Source organism: Dyella sp. S184, assembly GCF_009766065.1.
In the GTDB taxonomy this organism is placed as follows: domain Bacteria; phylum Pseudomonadota; class Gammaproteobacteria; order Xanthomonadales; family Rhodanobacteraceae; genus Rhodanobacter.
Window position 1 is genome coordinate 259,631 of sequence record NZ_LMUE01000002.1, and the last position, 25,549, is coordinate 285,179.

The 25,549-nt window shown below is 63.5% G+C and carries 14 protein-coding genes and 1 pseudogene; 6 read left to right on the forward strand and 9 right to left on the reverse strand.

What is annotated here, in order from left to right:
* Positions 1–96 precede the first annotated feature (96 nt).
* The 3 genes from GSQ75_RS01145 to GSQ75_RS01155 all read left to right on the forward strand — a co-directional run bounded on the left by GSQ75_RS01145 (position 97) and on the right by GSQ75_RS01155 (position 7,248).
* Complete coding sequence (locus GSQ75_RS01145; protein WP_158752710.1) at positions 97–3,009, forward strand: TonB-dependent receptor; 2,913 nt, start codon at positions 97–99, stop codon at positions 3,007–3,009.
* Positions 3,010–3,231: 222 nt separating this feature from the next.
* Positions 3,232–4,827: an alpha-amylase family glycosyl hydrolase gene (locus GSQ75_RS01150; RefSeq protein WP_158752711.1), complete on the forward strand. Its 1,596-nt coding sequence runs from the start codon at positions 3,232–3,234 to the stop codon at positions 4,825–4,827.
* A gap of 150 nt (positions 4,828–4,977) precedes the next feature.
* The gene (locus tag GSQ75_RS01155) at positions 4,978–7,248 is read left to right on the forward strand and encodes a TIM-barrel domain-containing protein (protein WP_158753849.1); all 2,271 of its coding nucleotides are present in this window, start codon (positions 4,978–4,980) and stop codon (positions 7,246–7,248) included.
* A gap of 37 nt (positions 7,249–7,285) precedes the next feature.
* Here GSQ75_RS01155 and GSQ75_RS01160 read toward each other — a convergent pair whose 3' ends face one another.
* Positions 7,286–9,247 carry a serine hydrolase domain-containing protein gene (locus tag GSQ75_RS01160; RefSeq protein WP_158752712.1) on the reverse strand — a complete coding sequence of 654 codons (1,962 nt, stop codon included), beginning with the start codon at positions 9,245–9,247 and terminating at the stop codon, positions 7,286–7,288.
* A 308-nt stretch (positions 9,248–9,555) separates the two neighbouring features.
* Between GSQ75_RS01160 and GSQ75_RS01165 the strand changes: the two genes are divergently transcribed.
* Both GSQ75_RS01165 and GSQ75_RS01170 read left to right on the forward strand, forming a co-directional pair.
* Entirely contained in the window at positions 9,556–11,745 is a 2,190-nt protein-coding gene (locus GSQ75_RS01165; RefSeq protein ID WP_158752713.1) for a Six-hairpin glycosidase-like protein, read from the forward strand.
* A complete protein-coding gene (locus GSQ75_RS01170) occupies positions 11,742–13,205 on the forward strand; it encodes an MFS transporter (RefSeq protein WP_158752714.1) in 1,464 nt (487 codons plus the stop codon). The genes GSQ75_RS01165 and GSQ75_RS01170 overlap by 4 nt, the downstream gene beginning before the upstream one ends.
* 125 nt (positions 13,206–13,330) lie before the next feature.
* Here GSQ75_RS01170 and GSQ75_RS19115 read toward each other — a convergent pair.
* A pseudogene (locus GSQ75_RS19115) lies at positions 13,331–13,432 on the reverse strand (helix-turn-helix domain-containing protein); the annotation flags it as partial.
* A gap of 180 nt (positions 13,433–13,612) precedes the next feature.
* On the opposite strand from GSQ75_RS19115, the gene GSQ75_RS01180 reads away from it, so the two are divergent.
* The gene (locus GSQ75_RS01180; RefSeq protein WP_158752716.1) at positions 13,613–14,137 is read left to right on the forward strand and encodes a Rossmann fold nucleotide-binding protein; all 525 of its coding nucleotides are present in this window, start codon (positions 13,613–13,615) and stop codon (positions 14,135–14,137) included.
* A 604-nt stretch (positions 14,138–14,741) separates the two neighbouring features.
* Here GSQ75_RS01180 and GSQ75_RS01185 read toward each other — a convergent pair.
* The 7 genes from GSQ75_RS01185 to GSQ75_RS01215 all read right to left on the reverse strand — a co-directional run bounded on the left by GSQ75_RS01185 (position 14,742) and on the right by GSQ75_RS01215 (position 25,501).
* Positions 14,742–15,536 (reverse strand): SDR family oxidoreductase, encoded by a 795-nt coding sequence (locus GSQ75_RS01185; protein WP_158752717.1) that lies wholly within the window; start codon positions 15,534–15,536, stop codon positions 14,742–14,744.
* A 153-nt stretch (positions 15,537–15,689) separates the two neighbouring features.
* Entirely contained in the window at positions 15,690–18,578 is a 2,889-nt protein-coding gene (locus GSQ75_RS01190) for an EAL domain-containing protein (protein ID WP_158752718.1), read from the reverse strand.
* 143 nt (positions 18,579–18,721) lie between these two features.
* Complete coding sequence (locus GSQ75_RS01195) at positions 18,722–19,750, reverse strand: LacI family DNA-binding transcriptional regulator (protein WP_158752719.1); 1,029 nt, start codon at positions 19,748–19,750, stop codon at positions 18,722–18,724.
* 169 nt (positions 19,751–19,919) lie between these two features.
* Positions 19,920–21,341, reverse strand: a complete 1,422-nt coding sequence (locus tag GSQ75_RS01200) for a sugar porter family MFS transporter (protein WP_158752720.1) — start codon at positions 21,339–21,341, stop codon at positions 19,920–19,922.
* 95 nt (positions 21,342–21,436) lie between these two features.
* The gene (gene ybaL, locus GSQ75_RS01205) at positions 21,437–23,128 is read right to left on the reverse strand and encodes a YbaL family putative K(+) efflux transporter (protein WP_158752721.1); all 1,692 of its coding nucleotides are present in this window, start codon (positions 23,126–23,128) and stop codon (positions 21,437–21,439) included.
* A gap of 127 nt (positions 23,129–23,255) precedes the next feature.
* On the reverse strand, positions 23,256–25,085 hold the full coding sequence (recQ, locus tag GSQ75_RS01210; RefSeq protein ID WP_158752722.1) for a DNA helicase RecQ: 1,830 nt from the start codon (positions 25,083–25,085) through the stop codon (positions 23,256–23,258).
* 74 nt (positions 25,086–25,159) lie between these two features.
* Positions 25,160–25,501, reverse strand: coding sequence for an MGMT family protein (locus tag GSQ75_RS01215; RefSeq protein ID WP_158752723.1), 342 nt, complete (start codon positions 25,499–25,501; stop codon positions 25,160–25,162).
* Positions 25,502–25,549: the final 48 nt, after the last annotated feature.

The following is a 25,549-nucleotide window of genomic DNA, read 5'->3' on the forward strand; positions in this document are numbered from 1 at the left end:
GTCATCGGCTCATGCGGCCGTGTTGTTCACCGAAAACGTTGGGGCAATGACCGCAACTACATACAAAATAACGTGCAACCCTGGGAGGGGATAACGATGGTACTGAAACGCAATGTGCTGGCCCTGGCGCTTGCATCTGCTGGACTCTGCTTCTCGCTTGGAGTCCATGCGACACCAGCTGACAACAACGCGAATCCGGGCAGCGCATCCGTCTCGTCCAATGCACCGGCACCCGACCAGCAGAGCATCGACACGCAGAGTCAGACCACGACTCAGACCACCACGGTGCCTAGCGACAATACGGCGCCGAAGAAAGCGAACGAGAAAGCCGAGCTGGCCAAGAGCCTCGACACGATCACGGTGACTGGCTACAGCAAGAGCGCCGAGACGGCCGTCGACATCCAGCGCTATGCCGACACCATCCAGAACGTGGTGACCGCGGCGGACATCGGCGGCCTGCCGGATCAATCCATTGCCGACGCGCTGACCCGCCTGCCCGGTGTCACCGCCGAGCGCATCGGTGGCCAGGCTTCCCAGATCAACTGCAACGGTCTCTCGGGCAACTTCATCCAGACCACGCTGGACGGCCGCGTGCAGCCGTCGACCAGCGGCACCAACTACATCCAGTTCGACGAGTACCCATCCGAGCTGATCAACCAGGCGACCGTGTACAAATCGCAGCAGGCCAACCTGATCGAGGGCGGCGTGGGCTGCTCGATCGCGATGAAGACAGCCAATCCGCTTGACGCCAAGCAGGAACAGACCGTCAACGTCGACATGCGTGGCAGTTTCAACAACCAGGCGAATGACGTATACGGTACCAATACGCAAGGTTACCGCTTCAGCGCCGCCTGGCAGGGCAAGTTCCTCAACGACACGCTGGGCGTGGGTTTGGGCTTTGCGCGCATGCAGCAGCCGCACGTCTCGGAGCAGTTCGTGGGCGAAGCCTTTGACGGGCTGCAGACGATCAATTCCAGCGGCCAGCAGGCCTACCCCTCGCAGGGTGTCCAGGTGCAGCAGAACGGTGGCAGCGAACAGCGCAATGGCTACCTGGCGACCCTCGTGTGGAGGCCCAACGACAACCTGCAGCTCGGCGCCAACGGCTTCTTCTCGCAGTACAACGACGGCTCGTTCGGCCGCGGTTTCCGCGGACAGCTGTTCGACCAGGGCCAGGCGCAGATCACCAACCCCGTGCTGTTGCCTAACGGTGCTGTAGTGGGCGGCACGGTGACCAGCAATGCCACTCCGGACAATTTCGGTCTGGAAACCACCGCTGACAACTACACCACGAACAGCAGTGTGTTCTCCGGCGGCCTCAACGCGAAGTGGAACAGCGGCCCGTGGACGGTGGTGGCCGACGCATCGATGTCGCGCGCGGTCAGCTCCGAGATCAACGTCGACACCACGGCTGATCCCTACAACGGCCTGGGTACAGCCACGCCGTCGCTGATGAGCCAATCGCTCACCTACGGACTGAATGGCCTCAACGTCGGTACGCTCACGGTACCCAACCCGGGTATCTACACCAATCTCGGCGACATGGCGTTGTCGCGTTACGGTGTCTATCCGTACGTCTACCACGATGTGGACAAGGGCTTGCGCCTCGAGACCACCTACGAGCTGTCGAGCAATCCGGTGTTCTCGGCGATCGAGGGTGGTGTCTACATCAACAACCATACCTACAACGCCGACCGCAGCGCCTATGTGTATGGCTCGGAGTGGGGTGATGCCAAGACAACACCGCTGGCGCTCAACAGCAGCGATGCGGTCACCACCTGCTGGAGCGGAAACTTCGGCGGCTTCCCATGTTTCCTGGCGCTCAACGGCCCTGCCATCCTGGCTGCGAACGGCGTTACCAACACCACGCCGCTGAAGAGCTGGGCCAACAACTGGACCTATATCCAGAGCGGCCAGGTCGATGTGAAATCGCGCGACGCCTACCTGATGGGCGACATCGACACCAACCTGTTTGACCACAGCGTGACCGGCAACATCGGCGTGCGCGTGGTGCGCACCTCGCAGTACAGCAGTGGCCTGCAGGAAGTGGACAACAACGAAGGCGTGCCGATCACTGACCAGACCGGCGTGACCAGCAGCGACTACATGCCGGTGAACCAGGGCAAGAGCTACACCGATGTGCTGCCGTCGATCAACCTGACTTTCCACTTCGACGACGCCAACCAGCTGCGCTTCTCCGCCGCCCAGGTGATGGCGCCACCACCGATCAGCTCGTTGCTGGCCGGCCACGGCGCATGGGAGGCGAATGGTCAATACAACCTGTGGAGCAACACCAGTCCGCTGCTCGATCCGATGTATGCGAACCAGTTCGATCTCAGCTTCGAACACTATTTCGATCAGTCGAGTGGTGCCTTCACGGCCCACGTGTACACCAAGCACATCGAGTCGTTCGTGGAGCAGATCCAGTACAACGACTTCAACTTCGCCGGTGCCGGTATCACGGTGCCGATCGATCCGACCACCGGGAAACCATATCTCAACGGGGAGTACCAGACCTCGTACAACGATACCCAAGGCGGCACGGTCCACGGCATGGACGTGTACTACACGAAGACCCACTTCCTTCCCGGCGTATGGTCCGGCCTGGGTGTGAGTGCCGGCGTCTCGCTGGACCAGAGTGCGGTGAAGACCGAATCCACACTCAGCGGGCCGCCGCAGAACCAGGGCCTGCCGGGTCTGTCGAAAAAGTCCGCCACCGCGGCGTTGTTCTACGACAACGGCACGTTCTCGGCCCAGCTGTCCGGCAACTACCGTTCCTCGTTCGTGTCGGATTCGCAGATGTCGGTCAACAACCAGATCGTCTACTTCGCTCCCGAGACGGTGTTCGACCTGCAGACGGCCTACAACTTCACGAAGCACGTGAGCATACTGCTGCAGTTTCTCAACCTGACCAACCAGCCGACCCGCACCTACTTCGGCAATACGCAGCAGACCGGCACGATCCAGTACTTCGGCATGACGACGTACCTGGGCTTCAAGATCAATCTGTAACGACCACGCCGGACATCGCCCTCACGGTGTCCGGCCTCTTTTCCCCTGGCCGGTTCCGCGATTCGTCGCGGGACCGGCTCTTTTCAGCATGATCCGCCATGTCATGACAAGGGCGGCTACCGGGCCGTCAATCGGGCGTGAAATCGCCTGCTGAGCTGTTCGCACCACATCCCCGGTGCCTGCGCCTGCATGATGGACGCGCGACCACACAAGCAGACCGACATGCCACGATTCACCTTGCTCGCTTGCGGTATTGCCACTGTCCTCGCCCTGCTCTCGCCCGGGCTGGGCCGCAGCCAGACCGACAACCCACCACGGCCCGCACCGGCATCCAGCGCCTCGCAACAGGCACCGCCCGGGCACACCCCTTCCAATGTTTGGTATGAGATCTTCGTGCGCTCCTGGGCCGACAGCAACGGCGACGGCATTGGCGATCTCAACGGCATCACTGCCCATCTCGATTACCTGAAATCTCTGGGCGTCAGCGGTATCTGGCTGATGCCGATCAATCCGTCGCCGAGCTACCACGGCTACGACATCACCGACTACTACGGCATCAATCCGCAATACGGCACGATGGCCGACTTCCAGCGCCTGCTGGATGCGGCGCACCAGCGCGGCATCAAGGTGATCATCGACCTGGTGATCAACCACACCAGTGCGCTGCATCCGTGGTTCATCGCCGCCAACAATCCGCAGGACCCACATCACGACTGGTACAACTGGGCGCGCCCCGGCACTGACCTCGATGCGCTCAGCGCTACCGACACGCCAGCCTGGCACACCACCCCGACAGGCCAGCATTACATCGGCGTATTCGCCGGCATGATGCCCGACCTGGATTACGACACGCCGGCCGTGCGCGAGGAAATGATCCGCGTAGGCCAGTTCTGGCTGAAGAAAGGTGTCGACGGTTTCCGGCTGGATGCGGCCCAGCACATCTACTACGACTTCAAGTCGCAGGACGGTGATCCGGCGGTCCTGCAGAAGAACCTGGCCTGGTGGTCGCAGTTCCGTCACGGCATCGACACGGTCACACCCGGTGCCTACGTGGTTGGCGAAGTCACGCAGAAGACGCCCGACCGACTCGCGCCGTACCTGCGCCCGCTGAGTGCCGTGTTCGACTTTCCGCTGGCGAAGCAGCTGGTCGACAGTGCCAACAGCGAGCGTGCTGGCCAGCTCGCCGCGCTGCTCGCGCAGACCGAGGCCGACTATCGCAAGGTCACCGGCAAGTCGGGTGTGGATGCGCCGTTCCTGTCCAATCACGACCAGGAACGGGTGATGAGCCAGCTCGACGGCAACCCGCAGCACATGCGCATGGCCGCCGCGATGCTGCTCACCCTGCCCGGCCAGCCGTTCATCTACTACGGCGAGGAACTGGGCATGCGCGGGCAGAAGCCCGATGAAGACCTGCGCGAACCGATGCGCTGGAACCGTTCGCCGAACGCGTCCGGCGAAGCCACCTGGGAAACCCCGACCACACCCAACGATCCGGCAATATCAGTGGAAGCGGAACAGGCTGATCCTGATTCGCTGCTGCGCTTCTACACCAAGCTGATCCACTGGCGCGGCCAGATAAGCGCACTGCGCGATGGCTCCATCCATCCGCTCGCGGTGGCGAATCCGCAGCTTGCCGCGTGGAAGCTCGACGACGCCACCAGCCACGTTCTGGTGGTGCACAACCTGTCCGGCCAGCCGCAAAGCTTGCCGCTGCACGATAGCCATATCCATGCCGTGGTGCTGCAAAGTGCCAGCGGCAGCACGTTGAAGAAAGGTGAGTTGCAGATGCCGCCCTACAGCACGGCGATCCTGCAATGACGTTGCAACAGGCAAAAGGAGCTTGACCCGATGAGAGCATCGCACCGTCTTACCCGACCCGTCGCCGCGATGGTATCGCTGTGGCTCGCTTTCGCATTCGCACCGATCGACACCACGGCCATCGCCATGTCGGCAGCACAGACAAACCCGATGGCGCAAATCGTCGACCACAACATCACCATCGACCTGGGTGCAAACCGGCTCTCCATCCGTTTCGTCGCCCCCAACATCGTGCAAGTGCACTACAAGCCGGATGGCCTGGACAGCGCCCCCACCCTGGTGATCGACAGCGATGCCCCGCCCTCGACCTTCGAGCAGGTGCGCGACGAAGACAACGCCGGTGTGATCAGCCTTGCCACCGATCGCGGCTCCGTGCACTGGGATCAACAAAAGCGTCAGTTGCGGATCGAGGATGCGCAACAGCGCAGCGTGCTGCTGCAGACCGATATCGACTCGCTACAACATGGCCGCCTGAACCTGGAGCATGGGCCGCGCGATGCGCTGTACGGCATCGGCGGCTACAACGCGACCGCGAACGCCTCGGCCGGTCTACTGCGCAGCGGCCACCTGCCGGCCACCGCCGGCGAACAAGGTCATGCCGGCGCGCCGTTCGTGTGGAGTACGGCAGGCTACGGCGTACTGCTCGACAGCGATGGCGCCCGTCTCTCGCTAAAGCCAACCACGATCGAGATCGATGACGAGGTACGCAAGGATCCCGACTACTACATCGTGCTCGGCACACCGGCCGAGATCTTCGGCGCACTGGCACAGCTCAGCGGCCACACGCCGCTATTCCCGAAATGGGCAATGGGCTTCACCAACAGCCAGTGGGGCATCGATCAGAAAGAGCTGCTGCAGATCGTCGATACCTATCGCGCCAAGCACATCCCGATCGACAACTTCACGCTCGACTTCGACTGGAAGGCCTGGGGTGAAGATGACTACGGCGAGTTTCGCTGGAACGTCACGAAATTCCCGGATGGTCCCAACGGCAAGCTGAAAGCGGAGCTCGACCGTCGCGGCATCCACCTCACCGGCATCATGAAGCCGCGTGTCCACGTCGATACGGTGGAAGGCCGTTACGCCACCGCACACGACCTGTGGCGCCACGGCGAGCAGGCCACACCAGACTACTTTTCGCACAAGCCGGTGAAGGACATCGACTTCGACAAGCCTGCAGCGCGCGCCTGGTTCTTCAACGACGCGCTGAAGCACAGCTTCGCCACCGGCATGGTCGGCTGGTGGAACGACGAGGCCGACAACACCCCAAGCAACACCCAGTTCCTCAACATGCAGCGCACGCTCTACGACGGCCAGCGCGCGATCTCGAACCAGCGCGTGTGGTCGATCAACCGCAACTTCTGGCTGGGCTCGCAGCGCTACGCCTACGGCCTGTGGTCGGGTGACATCCCTACCGGCTTCGCCAGCATGGCTGACCAGCGCGGGCGCATGCTCAGCGCGATCAACGTCGGCGCGATGCAGTGGGGCATGGATGGCGGCGGCTTCAAGGATGGCACGCCGACGCCAGAGAATTACGCGCGCTGGATCGAGTTCGGCGCGTTCACGCCGATCTTCCGCGTGCACGGCGATTTCGGGCAGAAGCGCCAGCCGTGGATTTACGGGCCGATCGCCGAGAAGGCAGCCACCGACGCGATCCGCCTGCGCTACACACTGATCCCGTACATCTACAGCTATGAATACCAGCGCCGCGTCAACGGCGTCGGTCTGGTGCGCCCATTGCTGTTCGACTGGCCGAACGATCCGAACGTGCGCAACGATGTCGATGCGTGGATGTTCGGGGAATACCTGCTCGTTTCGCCGGTGGTCGAACAAGGCCAGACCTCGAAGGACGTCTACCTGCCGGCCGGTCGCTGGACCGACTGGTTCAGTGGCAAGGCCTACCAGGGCGGCCAGACGGTCCATCTGGCGACCGACAGCCAGCACTGGGGCGACATCCCGCTATTCATCCGCCAAGGCGCGATCATCCCGACCCAGCCATCGATGGATTATGTCGGGCAGCAGCCGCTGACCGAGCTCAGTGTGGATGTGTTTCCGGACACGCTGCGCAGCACCTTCGATTATTACGATGACGACGGCAACACCTACGACTACGAGCATGGCGCGTATTTCAGCCAGTCGCTATCCGTGCAGCAGCAAGGTAATGCGGTGCGCGTCGAAACCACGGCACCGGCCGGCAGTTTCAAGCCAGCGCTGAAGTTCTACCTGCTGAAGATTCATGGCGATGCCGCCACCATGGTAAGCAGCGCGAGCGGCGCGATGCCATCGTTCGCCAGTCTCGATGCGCTCCAGCAAAGCCAGGGCGAAGGCTGGACCGGTGGGCATGACCGCTATGGTACGGTCACCTGGGTGCGGGTGAACGCAGCGGTGGCCTTGCGCATCACGCTCACGACGAGACCATAGGCTGCAGACCTGGCCTCACCTAGTCAACTGCAATGCCTCAGTAGTTCAGATGGAGGCCCAGCAGGTGCAGGCTGAAAACAAACCAGAGGGCGGCGAGGCAAGCCAGCACCAGCATCGTGCTGTTCGCCTTGCGCCACCAACCACCGGGTTCGCGCCAGGCATGACGCGCATTGGCGACGACGGCCAGCGTGCCGATGACGGCCAACACGCCGACCAATTGAATCAGCCGCAACGTCACGTCCAGGCCGTTGCCGAGATTCGCGAAGCTGTCGTCTGCCAGTTTCAGCACGTACAACCAACCCGCGGTGAACAACAGGTATAGCAACGCCGCGACTCGGCTCAAGCGATACCAGCGCGTCGCCTGCACCGACAGCAGCGACGATTCGCGATAATGTCGGCGCACCAGCGCCGCAATCGGCCACAGCAACACGGTCAACAAGAAGACCACCAGCACACCAAACAGCAGCGGCAGGTTCCACGCCGCGGACTGCCAGCCCGGCACCGGCATGAAAACCATGATCGGCGCCACCTCGTCGTAGGAGATCCAGCGCAGCTTGCCATCCTGGATCAGCGCACCGAGATGACTGCCACTGTCGTCATCCAGCCAGACGAAGGGTTTTACTTCGCGCCAATGCCGCGGTTGCTCGGCAAGATCCTTGAAATCAGACGTGACCAGCGTCCCGTCCTTGTCCATCGAGATCCGTGATTGCCCCAGCAGCTTCAGCATGCTCATGAAACTTGACGCCGCTGTGCGGCTGGCGATGTAACGCCCTACCAGCAGCGCACCATGCTCACGCGCAGTCGCCAGCGTAGGCTGCGGCAACTGTGGCAGGGCCGGAAAATAGCGCTCGGTGAAACCGTTCAACAGTTGCCGGAGCAGGCCACCATCGTCTTCACCATCGATGGACACGAACACGCCCACGTTCTGCTGCATGAACAGCGCCATATCGCTATGGAACAGCTCGGTGTCGCCACCATGGCCGATGATGTCCTGGCCGTTGCGATCCATGTGGTAGAAGCCCAGCGCGATCGGCAGCAGGCCGGGCACCGATGAGTGCGTGAAGTTGTGCATCTGCTGTGCGGTCTGCGGACGCAGGATCTGCGCATCCCCGTCATGGCCGTCCTGCAGCTGGGCGATCATGAAGCGCGCCATGTCGCCGCCGCTGACCGACAGCGCACCTGCCGCCACCGCGTTCACCAGTTCGAACGGCCGCGCCGGCTCGCTGGCCTTGGCATAGCTCTTCGCCATGTCCGGCGCGAGCGATGCTGGCAACGGTTGCTGGAACGTCGCGTGCTGCATGCCCAGCGGCTGCAGGATGTGCTGCTCGATGTAGTCGTCGAACGGCTGGCCGGAAACACGCTGCACGATGTAACCAGCCAGCGCAGCACCGTAGTTGGAATAGGCCGAGACTTCGCCCGGCGGGTAGATGCGCTCGGGCACCCATTCCTTGACCCAGGCCTCGTTGCTCATCAGCCGCGCCGGATCGTCGCCGCCGAGGTTCTTCATGGTTTCCTCGAAACCCGGCGTGTGCGTCATCAACTCGCGCAGCGTGATCGGCTTGCCATCACGGGGCGGAATGGTGAAGTCCAGGTACTTGTTGACGTCCGCATCGAGATCGAGCTTGCCCTGCTCGACCAGCTGCATCACCGCTGTCCAGGTGAACGTCTTGGAGATCGAGCCGACGCGGAACAGTGTCGTCATCGGATCGACTGGCTTCTTCGCGGACACATCCGCGTAGCCATAACCCTTCGCCAGCAGGACCTGGCCATCCTTCACCACGACCACCACGGCACCGGCGATATTGTTCTTCTTCAACCCGTACGGAAAGAGGCCGTCCAGCCAGGCTTCGGCATCGGCCGCCGTCAACTCATGCGCGCTCAGCGGCCTCGCCACCGCCGGCTTCTGATCCGGCAGGGGGTTGATCTGGATCTGCGCAACACACAGCGATGAGGACAGGACAAGGCCGACGAACGTCAACAGGCGCGACAGGCTTTTCATCAGTGCAGATCCTGATGGAGAGGGATGAAGAATGCAGGCTGCGGCCGTCAACACCAGGTCAATGGCCGCAAGCCGCATGGATACATCACCACAGGTTACCGAATGACGGCATTCGGCCACATGAATACGTATGCAGAGGCTGGTTGCTGCATTGCGACGGTCCCTACCATGCAGGGTCAATGCAGATAGCCGCGGATGTCGATGCTGCGCCTGCAACATGCGGGGCACATCGCGCCGTGACATAACAGCTGCGGGAGGGACATGCCGATGAAATACCCGAGCCACGCCGGGAGATCTTGGGTGCACGCATGCTGAGCATGCTGCTGGCCACTGCCATGGCGGCAAGCGCCACTGCGCCGGCATGGCAGGATGGCATGGACTGGCACGGTGTACACGTGAGCATGAGCCAGGACGCGCAAGGCAGCTACACGCTGGAGTGGCCTTACGGGCAACGCGTGATCCCGGCCCAGCCACTGCACGTGTACACCGCCAGCCCGCTGTTCGACGGCTTGTTCGCGATGGCGCAGGACGACCTGAAGCAGGATTCGGTGACGGCGATCCGCGACGGTGCGTTCGACCACGGCCAGCCGATTCCCTGCCAATGTTTCGAGACCGGCCTGAAGTGGCCGTACGTGTGGACACGCGATCTGTCGTACTCGATCGACCTCGGCCTGTGGCGCTTCGATGCCGCGCGTTCGCGCAACGGCCTGCAGTTCAAGCTATCCGACGTGCGCGTGCCGTCTGCGCCGCAAGGTTTGTACGTGATGCAGGACACCGGCTCGGGTGGCAGCTGGCCGATCAGCACCGACCGTGTGGTGTGGTTCCTCGGCGCACAGCACCTGCTCGGCGACAAGGCGTTCGCCGAGGACGTCTATCACGCGCTGGGCAATACGCTGGCGCAGGATCGGCAATACGCGTTTGACGCCGGCTTCGGCCTGTATCGCGGCGAAACCTCGTTCCTCGATTGGCGCGAGCAGACCTATCCGGCGTGGACGGCGAACAATGTCGTCGCCATCGGCCAATCGTTCGCACTGTCCACCAATGTGCTGCACTACCAGGCACTGCAGCTGGCCGCCACGCTGGCCGATACGCACCATGATGCGAAGGCCGCCAGCGATTACCGCGCGCAGTCCACAGCCCTGAAGACAGCGATCAACGCGCACTTCTGGCGCGCCGACCGTGGCCTCTACATGAGTTACCTCGGCGGCGACGGCACTCCCTACGACACCTACGACCTGCTCGGCATCGCGCTGGCGATCACCAGTGGCGTGGCCGACGGCGAGCGTGCACGGCAGACGCTGGCGAACTACCCGACCTGGCCCGCCGGCAGTCCGGTGATCTGGCCCGAGCGCGCCGACCAGCCGATCTACCACAACCGCGCGATCTGGCCGTTCGTCAGCGCGTATGCGCTGCGTGCTGCGCGCGTGGTGAACGATCCGGCGCGGATTGCGCACGAGATCGAATCGGTGATGCGTGGCGCCGCGCTGTACGGCTCCAATATGGAGAACTACGAACTGCTGACCCAAGGCCAGCACCTGGACGAAGGCAAGCTCAGCGGCCCGGTGGTCAATTCGCCGCGGCAGGTGTGGTCGGTAGCCGCCTATCTCGCGGTGGTGACCGAAGGCGTGTTCGGTCTCACTGAAGGTGGCCGCGTCGAACCCAAGCTGCCCACCTCGCTGGTGCCGATGCTGTTCGGCCAGCGCACGTCGATCAAACTGGATCTGCCGGATCGGCAGATCACGTTGCAGCTTCCCGCTCACTACAACGGCAACCTGCTGGTCGCCGACCGCACCAACACGCACGGCGCCAGCACGGTCGTCACACTCAAGGCAATCCAGTTGCAGGACTTGCCGCTGCGCACCAATGCGCCGCTGTACGCACCGACCGCTCCCGCCGCACCGGTGCTGACCGCCGCTGCCGGCGGCTGGCACGTGCAGGTCGACGGCAAGGTGGTGCTTTATCTCAACGGCAAACGCCACGGGAGCATCGACGGCAACGGCCAACTCGCGCGTCAGCCAGGACTGGCCTGCGTCAGCGCCACGCTCATCGATGCACAAGGTCTCGAATCACTGCACAGCCCTGACACCTGCGTGGGCGATGTGATGAAAGTCGCTGGCAACTGGCCGCGCACGTGGACCGCACCGACCACCGGCAACTATCGCGTTTCACTCGACTACGCGAACGAACATGGCCCGATCAACACCGGCGTCACCGCCGCCGTGAAGATGCTGCTGATCCGCTGCGCTGGCAGCGACGAGCAGCGCCTGCCGATCGTGATGCCGCACAGCATCGGCTTGCAACATTCGACCTGGGGCAGCTTCGCCGCGAAGGCCGGCGCCCACTGCCAGTTCACACTCGATGACGGCTTCAACATGAGCTATCTCGCCCACTTCGCCCACTACACCGGCGGCGCCGGCGGCAGCGACGGCCCGTTGAACCAGGCCGACGTGCGCGAATTGGTGATCGCCCCTCTTGCAACGGAAACCACCACGCCATGAAGGCCAAACCCGAACTGTCGTTCTGGCAGATCTGGAACATGTGTTTCGGCTTCCTCGGCATCCAGTTCGGCTTCGCGCTGCAGAATGCCAACGTCAGTCGGATCTTCCAGACGCTGGGCGCGAACGTGGACCAGATCCCGGTGCTGTGGATCGCCGCGCCCTTCACCGGACTGATCGTGCAACCGGTCATCGGCTATTTTTCCGACCGCACCTGGAACCGCTTCGGCCGCCGCCGGCCGTATTTTTTCGCCGGCGCGGTGCTGGCGACGCTCGCCCTGCTGGCGATGCCCAACTCGCCCACGCTGTGGATCGCCGCGGGTCTGCTGTGGATCATGGATGCGTCGTTCAACGTGTCGATGGAACCGTTCCGCGCCTTCGTCGGCGACCAGCTCCCGCCATCGCAGCGCCCGCTGGGCTACGCGATGCAGAGTATTTTCATCGGCGTGGGCGCGGTGGTGGCCTCGTTCCTGCCCTATCTGCTCACCCACTTCGGCGTGGCCAACACAGCGCCGGCCGGCGTGGTGCCGCATTCGGTGAAGTACGCCTTCTTCGCCGGTGCACTCGTGCTGCTGGCGGCGATGCTGTGGACCATTCTGAGCACACGCGAGTATCCGCCGGAGCAGTTGCAGTCGTTCTCGGACAACCGCATCGAGGAAGCACGCGGCAGCGTGGCTGACGCGTGGAAGATCGGATCGTTTTTCCTGGCGTTGGGGCTGGTGCTGCTGGGTCTGATCCAGCACTTCGCGCTGGAGAAGGAGCTGTACCTGCTGGCCACCGGGCTGGTCGGTTTCGGCGCACTGTTCGTGTGGCTCAGCCGCACCCGCAGCGATGGCGCGCTGCGCCACATCATGGGTGATCTGCACGGCATGCCCCGGCCGATGCGTCGGCTCAACTGGGTGCAATTCTTCTCCTGGTTCGCGATGTTCGCGATGTGGATCAACACCACCTCGGCCGTGTCGCAGACCTTCTATGGCAGTAGCGACACGACGTCCGTGGCCTACAACGAGGGCGCGAACTGGGCCGGTGTGCTGATGGGTACCTACAACGGCGTGGGCGTGCTCGCCGCGATCCTGATTCCGCTGCTGGTGCGCGCCTGCGGGCTGCGCATGAGTCACCTGATCAACCTGTGGCTGGGCGGCTTCGGCCTGCTGTCGTTCCTGGTGATTCGCGATCCGCACTGGCTGATCGCGTCCATGGTGGGCGTGGGTTTCGCCTGGGCGTCGATCCTCTCGCTGCCCTACGCGATGCTGTCGGACAACCTGCCGGCCGCGAAGATGGGCATCTACATGGGCATCTTCAATTTCTTCATCGTGATCCCGCAGCTGCTCGCCGCCAGCATGCTGGGCGTACTGCTGAAGCTGTTCTTCCACAACCAGCCGATCTGGGCGCTGGGCCTGGGCGGCGCTAGCCTGCTCATCGCCGGCCTGTGCACCCTGCGCGTGGCCGAACCCGAGGCCTGACCAGACACGCCCGCGTCCCGCTCCACGGAACCCGAACCACGCCCAAGCTCCGCCTGCTTCCTGCCCTCGTCGTCATCCTCGCCTCGGCCTCGCGCACGCAGCCACGCCAACCAAGGCAGCCGAGGATGGCGCCCAAGCTGACGAGCGATAGCTGCTGCGCTGCTTCCTTGCTTTCGAAGCGCAGCCAGCATATATCTTTCACCCGAGGTGATCTGGCGATATCTCATGACGACGATCCTCTTCTGGCCGGAAAAGTTTCATCGTCAGTATCGCCGATCACCTCGACTATCCATCGCGGCCGCACGTGTGCACTTAGTATTTGAATTCGCGTTCTCTAACAATTCGTTCAAGGCGGACGGCTTCGCCGCCGCTTAATTCCAGCGTTTGCCGCAAGAGAGCGATCGCGCATGACAAAATCTATCCGTCGCCCTCAGGTATGCGTCCTGGGCAGCGCAGACCCAGGATCTGCCGCATATGAGCTAGCCGGCGAGGCCGGAGCGCTTCTCGCGAAGCTAGGCATCACACTGGTCAGCGGCTGCGGAAGTCCAGCAACCAGAGTTGCGGCCGAGCAAGCCATTGATGCAGGCGGATTGGTGGTCAGCATCGTCCCACCGGATCAAATGCCTCCAGCAGACTGGCCTGCCACCGTTGTCATCCCCTGCGGAATGGGAGATGCACGCAACCTGCTGATGGCACTCGCCGGAGATGCATGCATCGTCATCGGCGGGCGGGCCGGCACGATTTCAGAAGTCTGCTTGGCTTGGCTCCACAAGCGACCACTGCTTCCACTCGTCGGTTGCGGAGGTTGGTCCAACGAACTGCCGTCAAATCCTCCGGACGAAAGGCAGAACTCACCGATTCTAGCCTGGCGCTCGATTGCGGAGCTTGAGAGCCAGCTTCGCGGCTTGGGCTTAGCTCAAGCGCACGCATAGAATAACGCCCCACAACGAGCATGCGGCCCTACCCTTCCTCCAAGCGGGCCTGCCTGCAGCGGTCCGCTTAAGTCAAACGTTAGGTCCCAGGTGCAACGATGTCGTCATTGAGTAATGCATTTGCGTTTCGGGGCGGCTGTCGCTGCGGTCAGCTTCGCGTGACCTTTTCAACTGCATTGGATCCGGCAAGCATTATTCCTCGAGCCTGCGACTGCTCGTTCTGTCAAAAGCATGGTGCTGCCTACGTTTCAGATCCGGCCGGGCAGCTGTCTGTACTCATGCAGACCCCAGATACGCTGCGCCGGTATCAGCAAGGATCAAATACTGCCGAATTCCTGCTCTGCGATCGATGTGGTGTGCTGGTGGCAGTCGTCTTTGAGCACAACGCTCGCATGTACGGAGCTGTAAACGCACGATCCCTGGAGGGGCCTACTGGCTTTGCGAGTGCAGTCCCGGCTTCACCACAGTCGCTGACTCCTGGTGAAAAGGTCGCACGATGGTCGCAACTGTGGGTTCGGGATGTGGAGTTAGTCACGTCTGGCGACTAACTCCAGCCCTCTCAATCTCCGGCTGAGCCCGAGGAATTCAAAGCTCGCTACGCTCATCAAACCACCGACCGCACCACGCCACCATCCACACGCACCGCCGCGCCGGTGGTGGCCGAGGCCTGCCCCGAGGCGAGATACACCGCCATGTTCGCGACTTCGTCGACAGAAGCGAGCCGCTTGATCAGTGACGACGGGCGATGGGTTGCGATGAAGTCGCGTTCGACTTTTTCCAGTGGCACACCCTGCTCCGCCGCGATCTTGCCGAAGAAGTCTCCGACGCCTTCGGAGCGGGTCGGGCCGGGCAGGATTGCGTTGACGGTGACGCCGGTGCCGGCCAGCGATTCGGCGAGGCCACGCGACACCGCGAGCTGGGCGGTCTTGGTGGTGCCGTAGTGAACCATTTCGGCGGGAATCTGCACGCCCGACTCGCTGGAGATGAACTGCACGCGACCCCAGCCACGCTTTGCCATGCCCTGCGCGTAATACCGCGCCAGCCGCACACCGCTCATCACGTTGACCTCGAAGAAGTGCAGCCAATCCGCGTCGGTAATATCGAAGAACGCCTTTGGCTCGAAGATGCCAAGGTTGTTGACCAGGATATCGGTCTGCGGCACTCCGGCGATCAGCCGTTCGGCACCTTCGCGCGTACCGAGATCACCGGCCACGCCGCTGAGGCGCGCACCACTGACGTTCTTCGTAATGCTGGTGATGGCTTCATCCACACGCTCCTGCGTGCGCCCGGTGATGACGACGTGCGCGCCCGCCGCCGCGAGGCCGCTGGCGATCGCCAGGCCGATGCCGGCAGTGGAGCCGGTGACAATCGCGTGGCGCTGACTCAGGTCGATATGCATGGAGGTTCTCCGGATGAGAATGACGGCGCGACGCAAGGTCACGAGTTCCACGATCTGTATTGCGGGCGGCCACCCGGAGAATCAAGCAATCCGCAACGAATGTGATTTTATGCAGCGATATATTGCCCGCGCAGGCTCAACGCAGGAACTGCGCTAACAAGTCCCTTGCGACAAGCTGAAGTACTTCTCGGCTTCTCTCACGGGCAACGCGGCCCCCAGATGATTTCCCTGCAATTCGTCGCAGCCGACCTCGGTGAGGAAGTCCGCCTGCGCCTGTGTTTCCACGCCCTCGGCGGCGACACTCATGCGCAACTGGTGCGCCAGCGCGATGATGGTTCGGGCGATCGAGGCGTCGTCGGCATCAGCCGGCAAACCGCGTACGAAGCTCTGATCGATCTTCAGCTTGTCGATCGGGAATTGCTTCAGATATGCGAGGCTGGAATAGCCGGTGCCGAAATCGTCCAGGGACACCAGGGTGCCGAGCGCCTTGAGTTCGGCCAGCGTGCGCTGCACCCGCCCGACGTTTTCCATCAGCGAGCTCTCGGTGATTTCGATGTCGAGCATCGACGGTGGCACGTCATGCCGATGCAACGCCTCACCGACCAGCCCCGGCAGGCCAGCGCGCTGCAGCTGCTGCGCCGAGACGTTCACCGACATGGTGAAATCGCGGTACCCCTGATCGAGCCAAACACGCACCTGCCGGCACGCAGCATCGAGCACCCACTCACCCATCTCCGGCATCAGGCCCAACGCCTCGGCGATCGGGATGAACTGGCCCGGCGGCACCGGGCCAAGCTCGCGACTGTTCCAGCGCAACAGCGCCTCGAAACCGGTCAATACGTTATCGACCGCCCGATGTTGCGGCTGGTAGTAAAGCTCCAGTTCCCCATGCCGGATCGCATCGCGCAGTTGGCTGCCCAGCAGCAGCCGTTCCTCGAGGTCGCGCATCTGCTGGATCGAGAACTCGCAGACCCGGTCGCGTCCCTCGCGCTTGGCCTGGGCCATCGCAGCATCGGCACCGCGCAGCAGGCTCTTTGGATTCTCGCCATGATCGGGCGAATGGCTGATGCCGACGCTGGCCGTCAACAACAGCCGGTAGTCGTGCCCTTCGATCGGTGCCGCCACCGCTGCGCGCAATCGCTCGGCCAGTTCAAGCACCGCGTGCCGCGACATGCCGCGGACCGCGACGACAAAGTTGTCGCCGGCAAAACGCGCGATCTGGCCCTGCTCACCCAGCGCCACCAGCAATCGGCTGGCCAGCTGCCGAAGCACGTCATCGCCGGTGGCGTAGCCAACGGATTCATTGACCACCTGGAAGCGATCGGGGCCGACCATCAATACCCATACCGGTGTCGCCGGATCCCGCAACATCCCGGCGAGGGCGCGCTCGAGCATCATGTGGTGCGGCAAGCCGGTGACCGTATCGTGGCTGGCGGCATAGTCCAGCTCTGCCTCGGCCCGGCGACGTTCGGTGATGTCGCGCGCCACTGCGTAGAGCATGCCATCTGGCGCGGCAAACGAAACCCAGTCCAGCCAATGCTCACTACCATCCTTGTAGATGCAGCGAGTGACGAATTCATGCACCCGCTGTCCCGACCCGGTCAGCGCAAGCATGGGATCCGACTTGCCCAGGCCATCCTCTGGCAGCAGGAATTCGCGATAATTCCTCGATGTCAGTTCTTCGGCGCTGTAACCGGTGACGCGTGGCAGTGACGGATTGAACTGTACGATCCGTTCGCTCTGCGGATCGAGGATGCAGAAGATCTCCAGCGACATCTCGAAGAAGCGGTTGCGTTCACGCAGGCGGCCGACCAGCCGCGCGCTCTCGATCGCGATGCCGGTGATCGGCAGCATGCGATCGATACTCTGCAACTCCTCCGCACGCGGCTCGCGCGATTCGCGGTAGTACACCGCAAACGTCCCCAGTACCTGGCCATGGCTGCCGAATACCGGCGTCGACCAGCATGCTTTCAACCCGTGGGTCAGCGCGAGATGCTTGTAGTTCTCCCAGTACGCATGACTGGCGATGTCGGCCACCACCACGCGCTCGCAGCGCCACGCGGCGGTGCCGCAAGAGCCGCGCGCTTCGCCGATTTCGAGTCCATGCATGGACTGGTTGAACGCATCGGGCAAGCTGGGTGCCGCGCCGTGCAGCACGTGCCGGCCGTCGTCATCCAGCAGCAGCAACGAGCACAAGGCACCCGGGTTCAGCGCCTCGTGCAGTCGGGCGATGCGCTCCAGGCTTTCCCCTAGCGACTGATGTGCAGCGATCCCGACCAGTATCTCGTGCTGGCCGACAGCCATCTGCTCCGCGCGCTTGCGCTCGGTGATGTCCTGGCACGCACCCAGCATGCGGATGGCAAAACCGGTCTCATCGACATCCACCGCACCACGGCTGAACAATGTGCGTTCGGAACCATCCGCGCGCACGATGCGCTCCTCGAACTCGAACGGCTGCTGATCCTTGCCGGCCTGCTCGATGATCTGCAGCACGCGTGCGCGATCCAGCGGATGCACCAGCGCTAGATAGGCCTCGAACGTGGCCTCATGCTGCTCCAGCAGCACGCCGTAGATGCGGTGCAGCTCAGCCGACCAGGTCACCCGGTTGCTGCCGATGTCCCACTCCCAGCTGCCGATGTGCGCCACCTGCTGGGCCTGGTCGAGCATCCGCTGCTGCTGCAACAGCGCCTGCTCCGCCTGCTTGCGCTCGGTGATGTCGAGGAAGTAGATGGTCACGCCATCCGCGGACGGGTAGATGCGGTTTTCGAACCAGCGATTGTACGGCGGGTAGAACGCCTCGAGCAGGATCGGGCGCTGTTCGGCCATCGCCTGCTCGTACGCATGGTGAAAGGGCTGACCAGCTCCTTCCGGAAACTCCGTCCAGATGTGCTTGCCGATCAGATCCTCGGCACGGCGCCCGAAGAAATCGCAGGCCTTCGCATTCAGATAGGTGTAGCGCCAGTCCCTGTCCAGCGCCACGTAGGCATCGGTGATCCGATCGAATACCTGATGAAACTCCAACTCCGGCTGGCTACGTTCCATGGGTGAGCGCGATCCTGTCATGAGGGTGTCCAGGTAGCCGCCGCAGGTTAAACGATCAGGTGCCACCCTGCGTGACTATTCTGCGAATTACCGCAAAATCCTAGGCTGGATTGCCATCATCGGCAGGTCGTGCCACGGACCGCTCAGGGCTGTCGCAGGCTCGATCGCCGCACCATCAGCTTCACCGGCAGCACCTCGCTTTCCACCGGCTCGCCGCGGATCAGGCCGAGCAGGCTGTCGACCAGCACGGCGCCAGCCTGGCCGGTGTCCTGCAATACCGTGGTCAGCGGCGGATTGACGAAGCTGGCCATGGCGATGTCATCGAAACCGACCAGCGCCACATCCTGCGGCACGCGCATGCCGTGATCGCTGAGTGCGTGCATCGCGCCGATCGCAATCAGGTCGCTGGCGGCGAACACGGCGTCGAAGCCGACCTCGCGGGTGATCAGCGTGCGCATCGCCTCGTAGCCGGAGCGCTCGGTGCTCTCGGCGTTTTCCTGCAGGGCGTCATCGACCTCCACGCCGGCCTGCTGCAAGGCATCGGCATAGCCGCGATAGCGCGCGAAGAATTCCGGGTAATGGCTGGAGGCATCACCGAGAAAGGCGATGCGGCGGCAGCCGCGTTCCAGCAAGTGCTCTCCCACCGCATAGCCGCCAAGAAAATTGTCGCAACCGATCGAGACGCCCGGCTGGTCGGGCAGCACCGCACCCCAGCGCACGAAGCAGGTGCCCTGGGCGACCAGCTTTTCCAGCTTGTCGGTGTAGGCCAGGTAGTCGCCGTAGCCGAGCAGGATCAGACCGTCGGCCTTCTTGCTATCGGCGAAATCGGCGTGCCAGTCGTGCGAGAACTGCTGGAACGAGATCAGCAGGTCGTAGCCCCGCAGCGCGCAGGCACGGGTGATCGAGCCGAGCATCGACAGGAAGAACGGGTTGATGTGCGACTCGTCGGCGGTGGGATCCTCGAAGAACAGCAGCGCCAGCGTGCCGGTATGCATCCGGCGCAGGTTGGAGGCGTTCTTGTCGAGTTTGTAATTGAGCTGCTCGGCAGCGGCTTCGATGCGCCGGCGGGTTTCCTCATTGACCAGCGGGCTGCCGCGCAGCGCGCGCGACACGGTGGCCTGGGAGACCCCGGCCAGGTGGGCAATATCGATCGATGTGGACTTTCCCTTCATCCGCTGCCTGATCCGGAAGCCGCCCACCGACGGCGAAACGCCGTCGGTGGTTCCGAATCCTAGCTGCTTTGCGCACCGCCTGTCGTATCCCGCCCGGCCGTGCCGACGCAGGGGCAATCCGGCGGCGCTTTTGAAGGGGTCACCGGGAGGAAACTGTGATTGACGATACTCAGGCGCGCATGTCCTCCAGCTCGACACCCTTGGTCTCGCGTACCGCGTAAAGTACGAACAGCAGCGACAGGAAGGCGAAGGCGGCGTACAGCCCATAGGCGAACGTGAGGCCGATCTCGGCCAGCGCCGGGAAACTGCTGGTGATCGCGAAGTTCGCCAGCCACTGCGCCGCTGCAGCCACTGCCAGCGCGGTGGCGCGGATCCGGTTCGGGAACATCTCGCCCAGCAGCACCCATACCACTGGACCCCAGCTCACCCCGAAAAACACCACGTAGGCATTTGCCGCGATCAGCGCGACGATGCCGGTGGCGCCCGGCAGACTGAGCGCGGCGCCGCTGCCAGTCGCCTGCGAGAAGCACCAGGCCATCGCCGCCAGGGTCACGGCCATGCCGGCCGAGCCAACTACCAGCAAGGGCTTGCGGCCAATCTTGTCGACCAAGGCGATCGCCACCAGGGTCACCAGCACGTTGACCACCGACGTGGCCACCGTGATCGTGAACGAATCCGCCTCACTGAAACCCACCGAATGCCATAGCGTGGACGAGTAATAGAAAATCACGTTGATGCCGACGAACTGCTGGAACACCGACAACAGGATGCCGATCCACACCACCGGCAGCAGGCCGGCGGCCTTGCCGAGCAGGTCGCTCAGACGTGGCTGGTGCTCAGAGCGCAGGCTGTCCTCGATATCATGCAGCTTGCTGTCCAGCGCAGCCTCGCTGTGCATGTTCAGCACCTGGCGCAGCACGTCCCTGGCCTCGGCCAGACGGCCCTTGGCCACCAGGTAGCGCGGCGACTCCGGTACGCCCAGCACCAGAGTGCCGTAGATCAATGCCGGCAGCACCGCCGCCAGGAACATCCAGCGCCACGCGCCCATACCGAACCACAGCGGATGCGAGGCACCGCCGGCCGAACCAGCCAGCCACGCGTCACTGAGCAGCGCCGCGAAGATACCCAGCACAATCGCCAGCTGCTGCATTGAGCCGAGCCGGCCGCGGATGTACGCGGGCGACACTTCGGCGATATAGGTCGGCGCGATCACCGATGCCACGCCGACGCCGATACCGCCGACCAGCCGCCACAGGATCAACTGCCACACGGCACCCGCCAGGCCCGAACCCAGTGCGCTGGCCACCAGCAACACGGCCGCGACCTGCATGGTGCGCACGCGGCCCCAGCGATTCGCCAGCATGCCGGCATACCACGCGCCCAGCGCCGAGCCGAGCAAGGCACACGACACCGCAAAACCGGTCTGTGCCGCATCCAGCGTGAAGGCGCCACGGATCGCATCGACCGCGCCGTTGATTACCGCCGTGTCGAAACCGAACAGGAAGCCGCCCAGCGCCGCTGCCGCCGAGATCAACACCACCCGCGTGGTGGCGTGCTGGCCCGATCCATCTGTCGCGTCCACTGTGCTCATCGCGTCTCCCCAACGTTCATGGCATCAATAATTGAATTGTGGGCCGAGTCTGCACTGTGGCCTCAGGCGTGTCCGGCTGAATACGTATGCAGCGACTAGTGTTGCAGCGCACCCAGATGCTCGAGCATGCCGCGCGCCAGCTCGGGCTCGGCCAGCACCACCAGGTCGGCGCCCTGCTGCTGCAGGTGCGCCATGCTGGCATCGGAATCGGCGCGAGCAATGATCTGCAGCTGCGGATTGGCCAGCCGCGCCACCCGCACTACCTCGCCACTCTCGAACGCATCGGGCACGGTCACCACCAGTGCGCGTGCCTGGATGAGATTGGCCGCTTCCAGCACATCGTCCCGTGCCGCGTTGCCGACGATCGTCTCGATGCCTTGCTCACGCAACATGGCGACCCGTTCCTGCTCCTCCTCCAGCACAAGTACTGCATTGCCGCGCCCGTGCAGCGTCTCGCCAACCAACCGTCCGACCCGACCGTAGCCGGCCACCACCACATGCCCGCGCAGCGCGCTGGTGACCAGGATCTCCGATACCGGTTCGATACTCGCAGGTACAACCGCGTCGCCGAGCTGCAGTGCCTCGCGCGCGTCCAGCCAAGGCTTGGCACGATCGAGCAGTTTGAACAGCAACGGATTGAGCAGGATCGACAGGATCGCGGCGGCCAGCAACACGTCCTGCGCTTCCTTCGACACCAGGTTCTGCGCTACGCCCACGCCGATCAGGATGAACGAGAACTCGCCGATCTGCGCCAGGCTGGTGGCAATCGTCAGCGCCGTACGCAATGGCCGTCCAAACGCCAGCACGATGCCGAACGCTGCCAGCGACTTGCCGATCACGATGATCGACAGTGCCGCCAGCACCACCAGCGGTTCGGTCAGCACCACGTGATAGTTGAACAGCATGCCTATCGAGACGAAGAACAGCACGGCGAACGCATCGCGCAACGGCAGGGTTTCCTCGGTGGCGCGCTGGGCCAGCTTCGACTCGCCCATCATCATGCCGGCGAAGAACGCGCCCAGCTCGAACGACACCCCGAACAGGCCGGCCGCACCGAACGCGACGCCGAGCGCTATCGCCAGCACCGCCAGGCGGAACAGTTCGCGCGAACCGGTGTGGGCGACGACCTTGAGGATCCACGGGATCAGCCGTTTGCCGACCACCAGCATCATCGCCACGAACAGCACCACCTTGCCGATGGTCAGCGCGACGGTGCCGGCGATCGCCGCGAACGACAAGGTGGCGGCACCCGACTCGCCACCGCCCAGCGCCAATCCGATCGCCGGTAGCAGCACCAGGGCCAGCACCATCGCCAGGTCTTCGACGATCAGCCAGCCGATCGCGATGCGGCCACGCTCGGTTTCCATCAACCGGCGTTCATCCATCGCCCGCAGCAACACCACCGTACTCGCCACCGACAACGCCAGGCCAAACACGAAGCCCTGCGCAAACGGCCAGCCAAGGCCCCAGCCAAGCAGCATGCCGAGTACGGTCGCCACCGCCATTTGGCCGAGCGCACCCGGAATCGCGATGTTCTTGACTGACAGCAGATCCTTCAAGGAGAAATGCAGCCCGACGCCGAACATCAGCAACACCACGCCCAACTCGGCCAGCTGATGTGCGAGATGGCCATCGGCGACATAGCCCGGGGTGAACGGCCCCACGACGACACCGGCCATCAGGTAACCGGCCAGCGGCGGCAACCTCAGCTTGTACGCGATGGCGGCGAAGACGAAGGCCAGCACGATGCCGCTGACGATGGTGGCAATGAGCGGGGCGTCGTGCATGCGCAATCCTTTCAGACATGAAGCGCGGAGTGTGCGCCGACGTCCTACGCCGGCATGCACTCGCAATATCTTTCAGTTGTAAGGGCTGTCGATGACCAGCACAAGCGCCGGCACACACATCGATGCTTTATTCCTGCGCGTTGATCACCGCCAGGAAATCACGACCGTAGCGCTTGAGCTTGGCCTCGCCAACACCGCTGATGGTGGCCAGCTCGTCCTCGTTCGCCGGCAAGGCGCGCAGCATCGCCAGCAAGGTGGCGTCGTGGAACACCACGTACGGCGGCACGCCCTGCTGCTTGGCCAGCTGCGTGCGCAGGGCACGCAACTCGTCCCACATCGACTGTTCATAGGCTTCGATGCCGAGGCTGCCGCCGCTGCTTTTATCGGATGCGCCGATCTTGCTGTCGCGGCGGCGACGGCTACCACGTTCCGGGCGCGCATCCTCGCGCAGCTTCACCAGCTGCCCACCACTGAGCACGACGCGGCTGGCAGCAGTCAGCCGCAGCGTGCCATAGCCCTCCGCATCCGCTTCAAGCAGCCCGGCGGCAAGCAGCTGGCGGAACACCGAGCGCCACTGCTTCTCGTCCATCTCGGCGCCGATGCCGAATGTGCTGAGCTGATGATGATGCAGGCTGAGTACGCGTTCGGTTTCCTCGCCACGCAGGATGTCGATCACGTGTCCGGAGCCGAAGCGCTGGCCACTGCGATAGACGGCCGACAGCGCCTTCTGCGCCGGCACGGTGGCATCCCAGGTTTTCGGTGGTGCGATGCAGTTGTCGCAATGGCCGCACGGACCCGGATAAGTTTCGCCAAAGGCACCCAGCAGTAGTTGCCGCCGGCAGTCGGTGGCCTCGGCGTAGGCGAGCAACGATTCCAGTTTCTGCCGCTCGACCCGCTTGCGCTCATCGGCCGATTCGGACTGCGCGATCATCTGGCTCATCGTTACCACGTCGGAGAGGCCGTAGATCATCCAGGCCTCGGCCGGCAGGCCATCGCGGCCACCACGACCGGTTTCCTGATAATAGCCTTCGATGCTGCGCGGCAGATCCAGATGCGCCACGAAGCGCACGTCGGGTTTGTCGATACCCATGCCGAATGCGACGGTGGCGACCATCACCACACCATCCTCGCGCAGAAAGCGCTTCTGGTTCTTCGCGCGGGTGGCCGCATCCAGACCGGCGTGATACGGCAATGCCTCGACGCCAAGCTCGGCCAGCCACTCGGCGGTGTCGTCCACCTTCTTGCGACTGAGACAGTAGACGATGCCGGACTCACCCTCGTGTCCTTGCAGGAATTCGGTGAGCTGACGCTTCGCGTTATGTCGCAGGCCTACCCGGTAGCCGATGTTCGGCCGATCGAAACTGGCAACGAACTGCCGTGCGTTATGCAGTGAAAGCCGTTCAACGATCTCATCGCGCGTGCGCGGATCAGCGGTGGCGGTAAGCGCGATCCGCGGCACCTCGGGGAAACGCTGGTGCAGGATCGCCAGTTCACGGTATTCGGGGCGGAAATCGTGACCCCACTGCGATACGCAATGCGCTTCGTCGATCGCGAACAGCGCGACCTCGGTACGTTCGAGCAGGCCGAGGAAGCGCCCGGTCAGCAGTCGCTCGGGGGCCACGTAGAGCAGGTTCAATTCACCCGCCAGCAATTGCCGCTCGACTTCGCGCTGCTCGTCCGCACCGAGGCTGGAATTGAGATAGGCAGCGGCGACACCCGCTTCGCGCAGCGCGTCGACCTGATCCTGCATCAACGCGATCAACGGCGACACCACGATGCCAGTGCCCTGCCGCAGCAGCGCGGGAATCTGGTAGCACAGCGACTTGCCGCCACCGGTCGGCATCAGCACCAGCGCATCGCCACCATCGTTCAGATGCTCGACGACGGCCTGTTGCTGGCCGCGGAAACTGGGATAACCGAAAACACTTTGAAGCAGATCGATAGCAGAGGGATTCATCGGCCACATGCTACCAAACCGGGCCAGCCGACCCGACGGCAAAGCCTGCGGCGTATCGTCAGAGCCGCCGCCATTCAGGCGTCCGGCATACCCCACAATGCGTGGTCGAGGTCACCATCCAGGCCGAACCGTGACAACGGTACACGCCCGTTCTTCACCTCGACGCCTTCGGCCCGCAGCCGCCGGGATTGTTCGCGGAAACCACGGCTGCCGGGCGGCATCGCGATGTGGCCGCTGGAGCGCAGCACCCGGTACCACGGCAGCTCCATCCCGTCGGGAACCTCGCCAAGCAACCGGCCGACCAGCCGCGCCCGCCCCGGCAGGCCGGCACGGGCGGCAATAGCGCCATAACTGGCCACACGACCGGGTGGAATCGCGGCGATGGCGGCGTAGATGCGGGTGGCGACATCATTCATGCGGATTGACTCGAACTTGACGCGACGCGGACAGACAGACGTGGCAGA

Bases quoted from the DNA above. Each gene is read 5' to 3' on its own strand.
- GSQ75_RS01180 (WP_158752716.1), top strand. From the start codon at position 13,613: ATGACAAAATCTATCCGTCGCCCTCAGGTATGCGTCCTGGGCAGCGCA.
- GSQ75_RS01190 (WP_158752718.1), bottom strand. From the start codon at position 18,578: ATGGAACGTAGCCAGCCGGAGTTGGAGTTTCATCAGGTATTCGATCGG.
- GSQ75_RS01145 (WP_158752710.1), top strand. From the start codon at position 97: ATGGTACTGAAACGCAATGTGCTGGCCCTGGCGCTTGCATCTGCTGGA.
- GSQ75_RS01195 (WP_158752719.1), bottom strand. From the start codon at position 19,750: ATGAAGGGAAAGTCCACATCGATCGATATTGCCCACCTGGCCGGGGTC.
- GSQ75_RS01160 (WP_158752712.1), bottom strand. From the start codon at position 9,247: ATGAAAAGCCTGTCGCGCCTGTTGACGTTCGTCGGCCTTGTCCTGTCC.
- recQ (WP_158752722.1), bottom strand. From the start codon at position 25,085: ATGAATCCCTCTGCTATCGATCTGCTTCAAAGTGTTTTCGGTTATCCC.
- ybaL (WP_158752721.1), bottom strand. From the start codon at position 23,128: ATGCACGACGCCCCGCTCATTGCCACCATCGTCAGCGGCATCGTGCTG.
- GSQ75_RS01185 (WP_158752717.1), bottom strand. From the start codon at position 15,536: ATGCATATCGACCTGAGTCAGCGCCACGCGATTGTCACCGGCTCCACT.
- GSQ75_RS01165 (WP_158752713.1), top strand. From the start codon at position 9,556: ATGCTGAGCATGCTGCTGGCCACTGCCATGGCGGCAAGCGCCACTGCG.
- GSQ75_RS01170 (WP_158752714.1), top strand. From the start codon at position 11,742: ATGAAGGCCAAACCCGAACTGTCGTTCTGGCAGATCTGGAACATGTGT.
- GSQ75_RS01155 (WP_158753849.1), top strand. From the start codon at position 4,978: ATGGCGCAAATCGTCGACCACAACATCACCATCGACCTGGGTGCAAAC.
- GSQ75_RS01150 (WP_158752711.1), top strand. From the start codon at position 3,232: ATGCCACGATTCACCTTGCTCGCTTGCGGTATTGCCACTGTCCTCGCC.
- GSQ75_RS01200 (WP_158752720.1), bottom strand. From the start codon at position 21,341: ATGAGCACAGTGGACGCGACAGATGGATCGGGCCAGCACGCCACCACG.
- GSQ75_RS01215 (WP_158752723.1), bottom strand. From the start codon at position 25,501: ATGAATGATGTCGCCACCCGCATCTACGCCGCCATCGCCGCGATTCCA.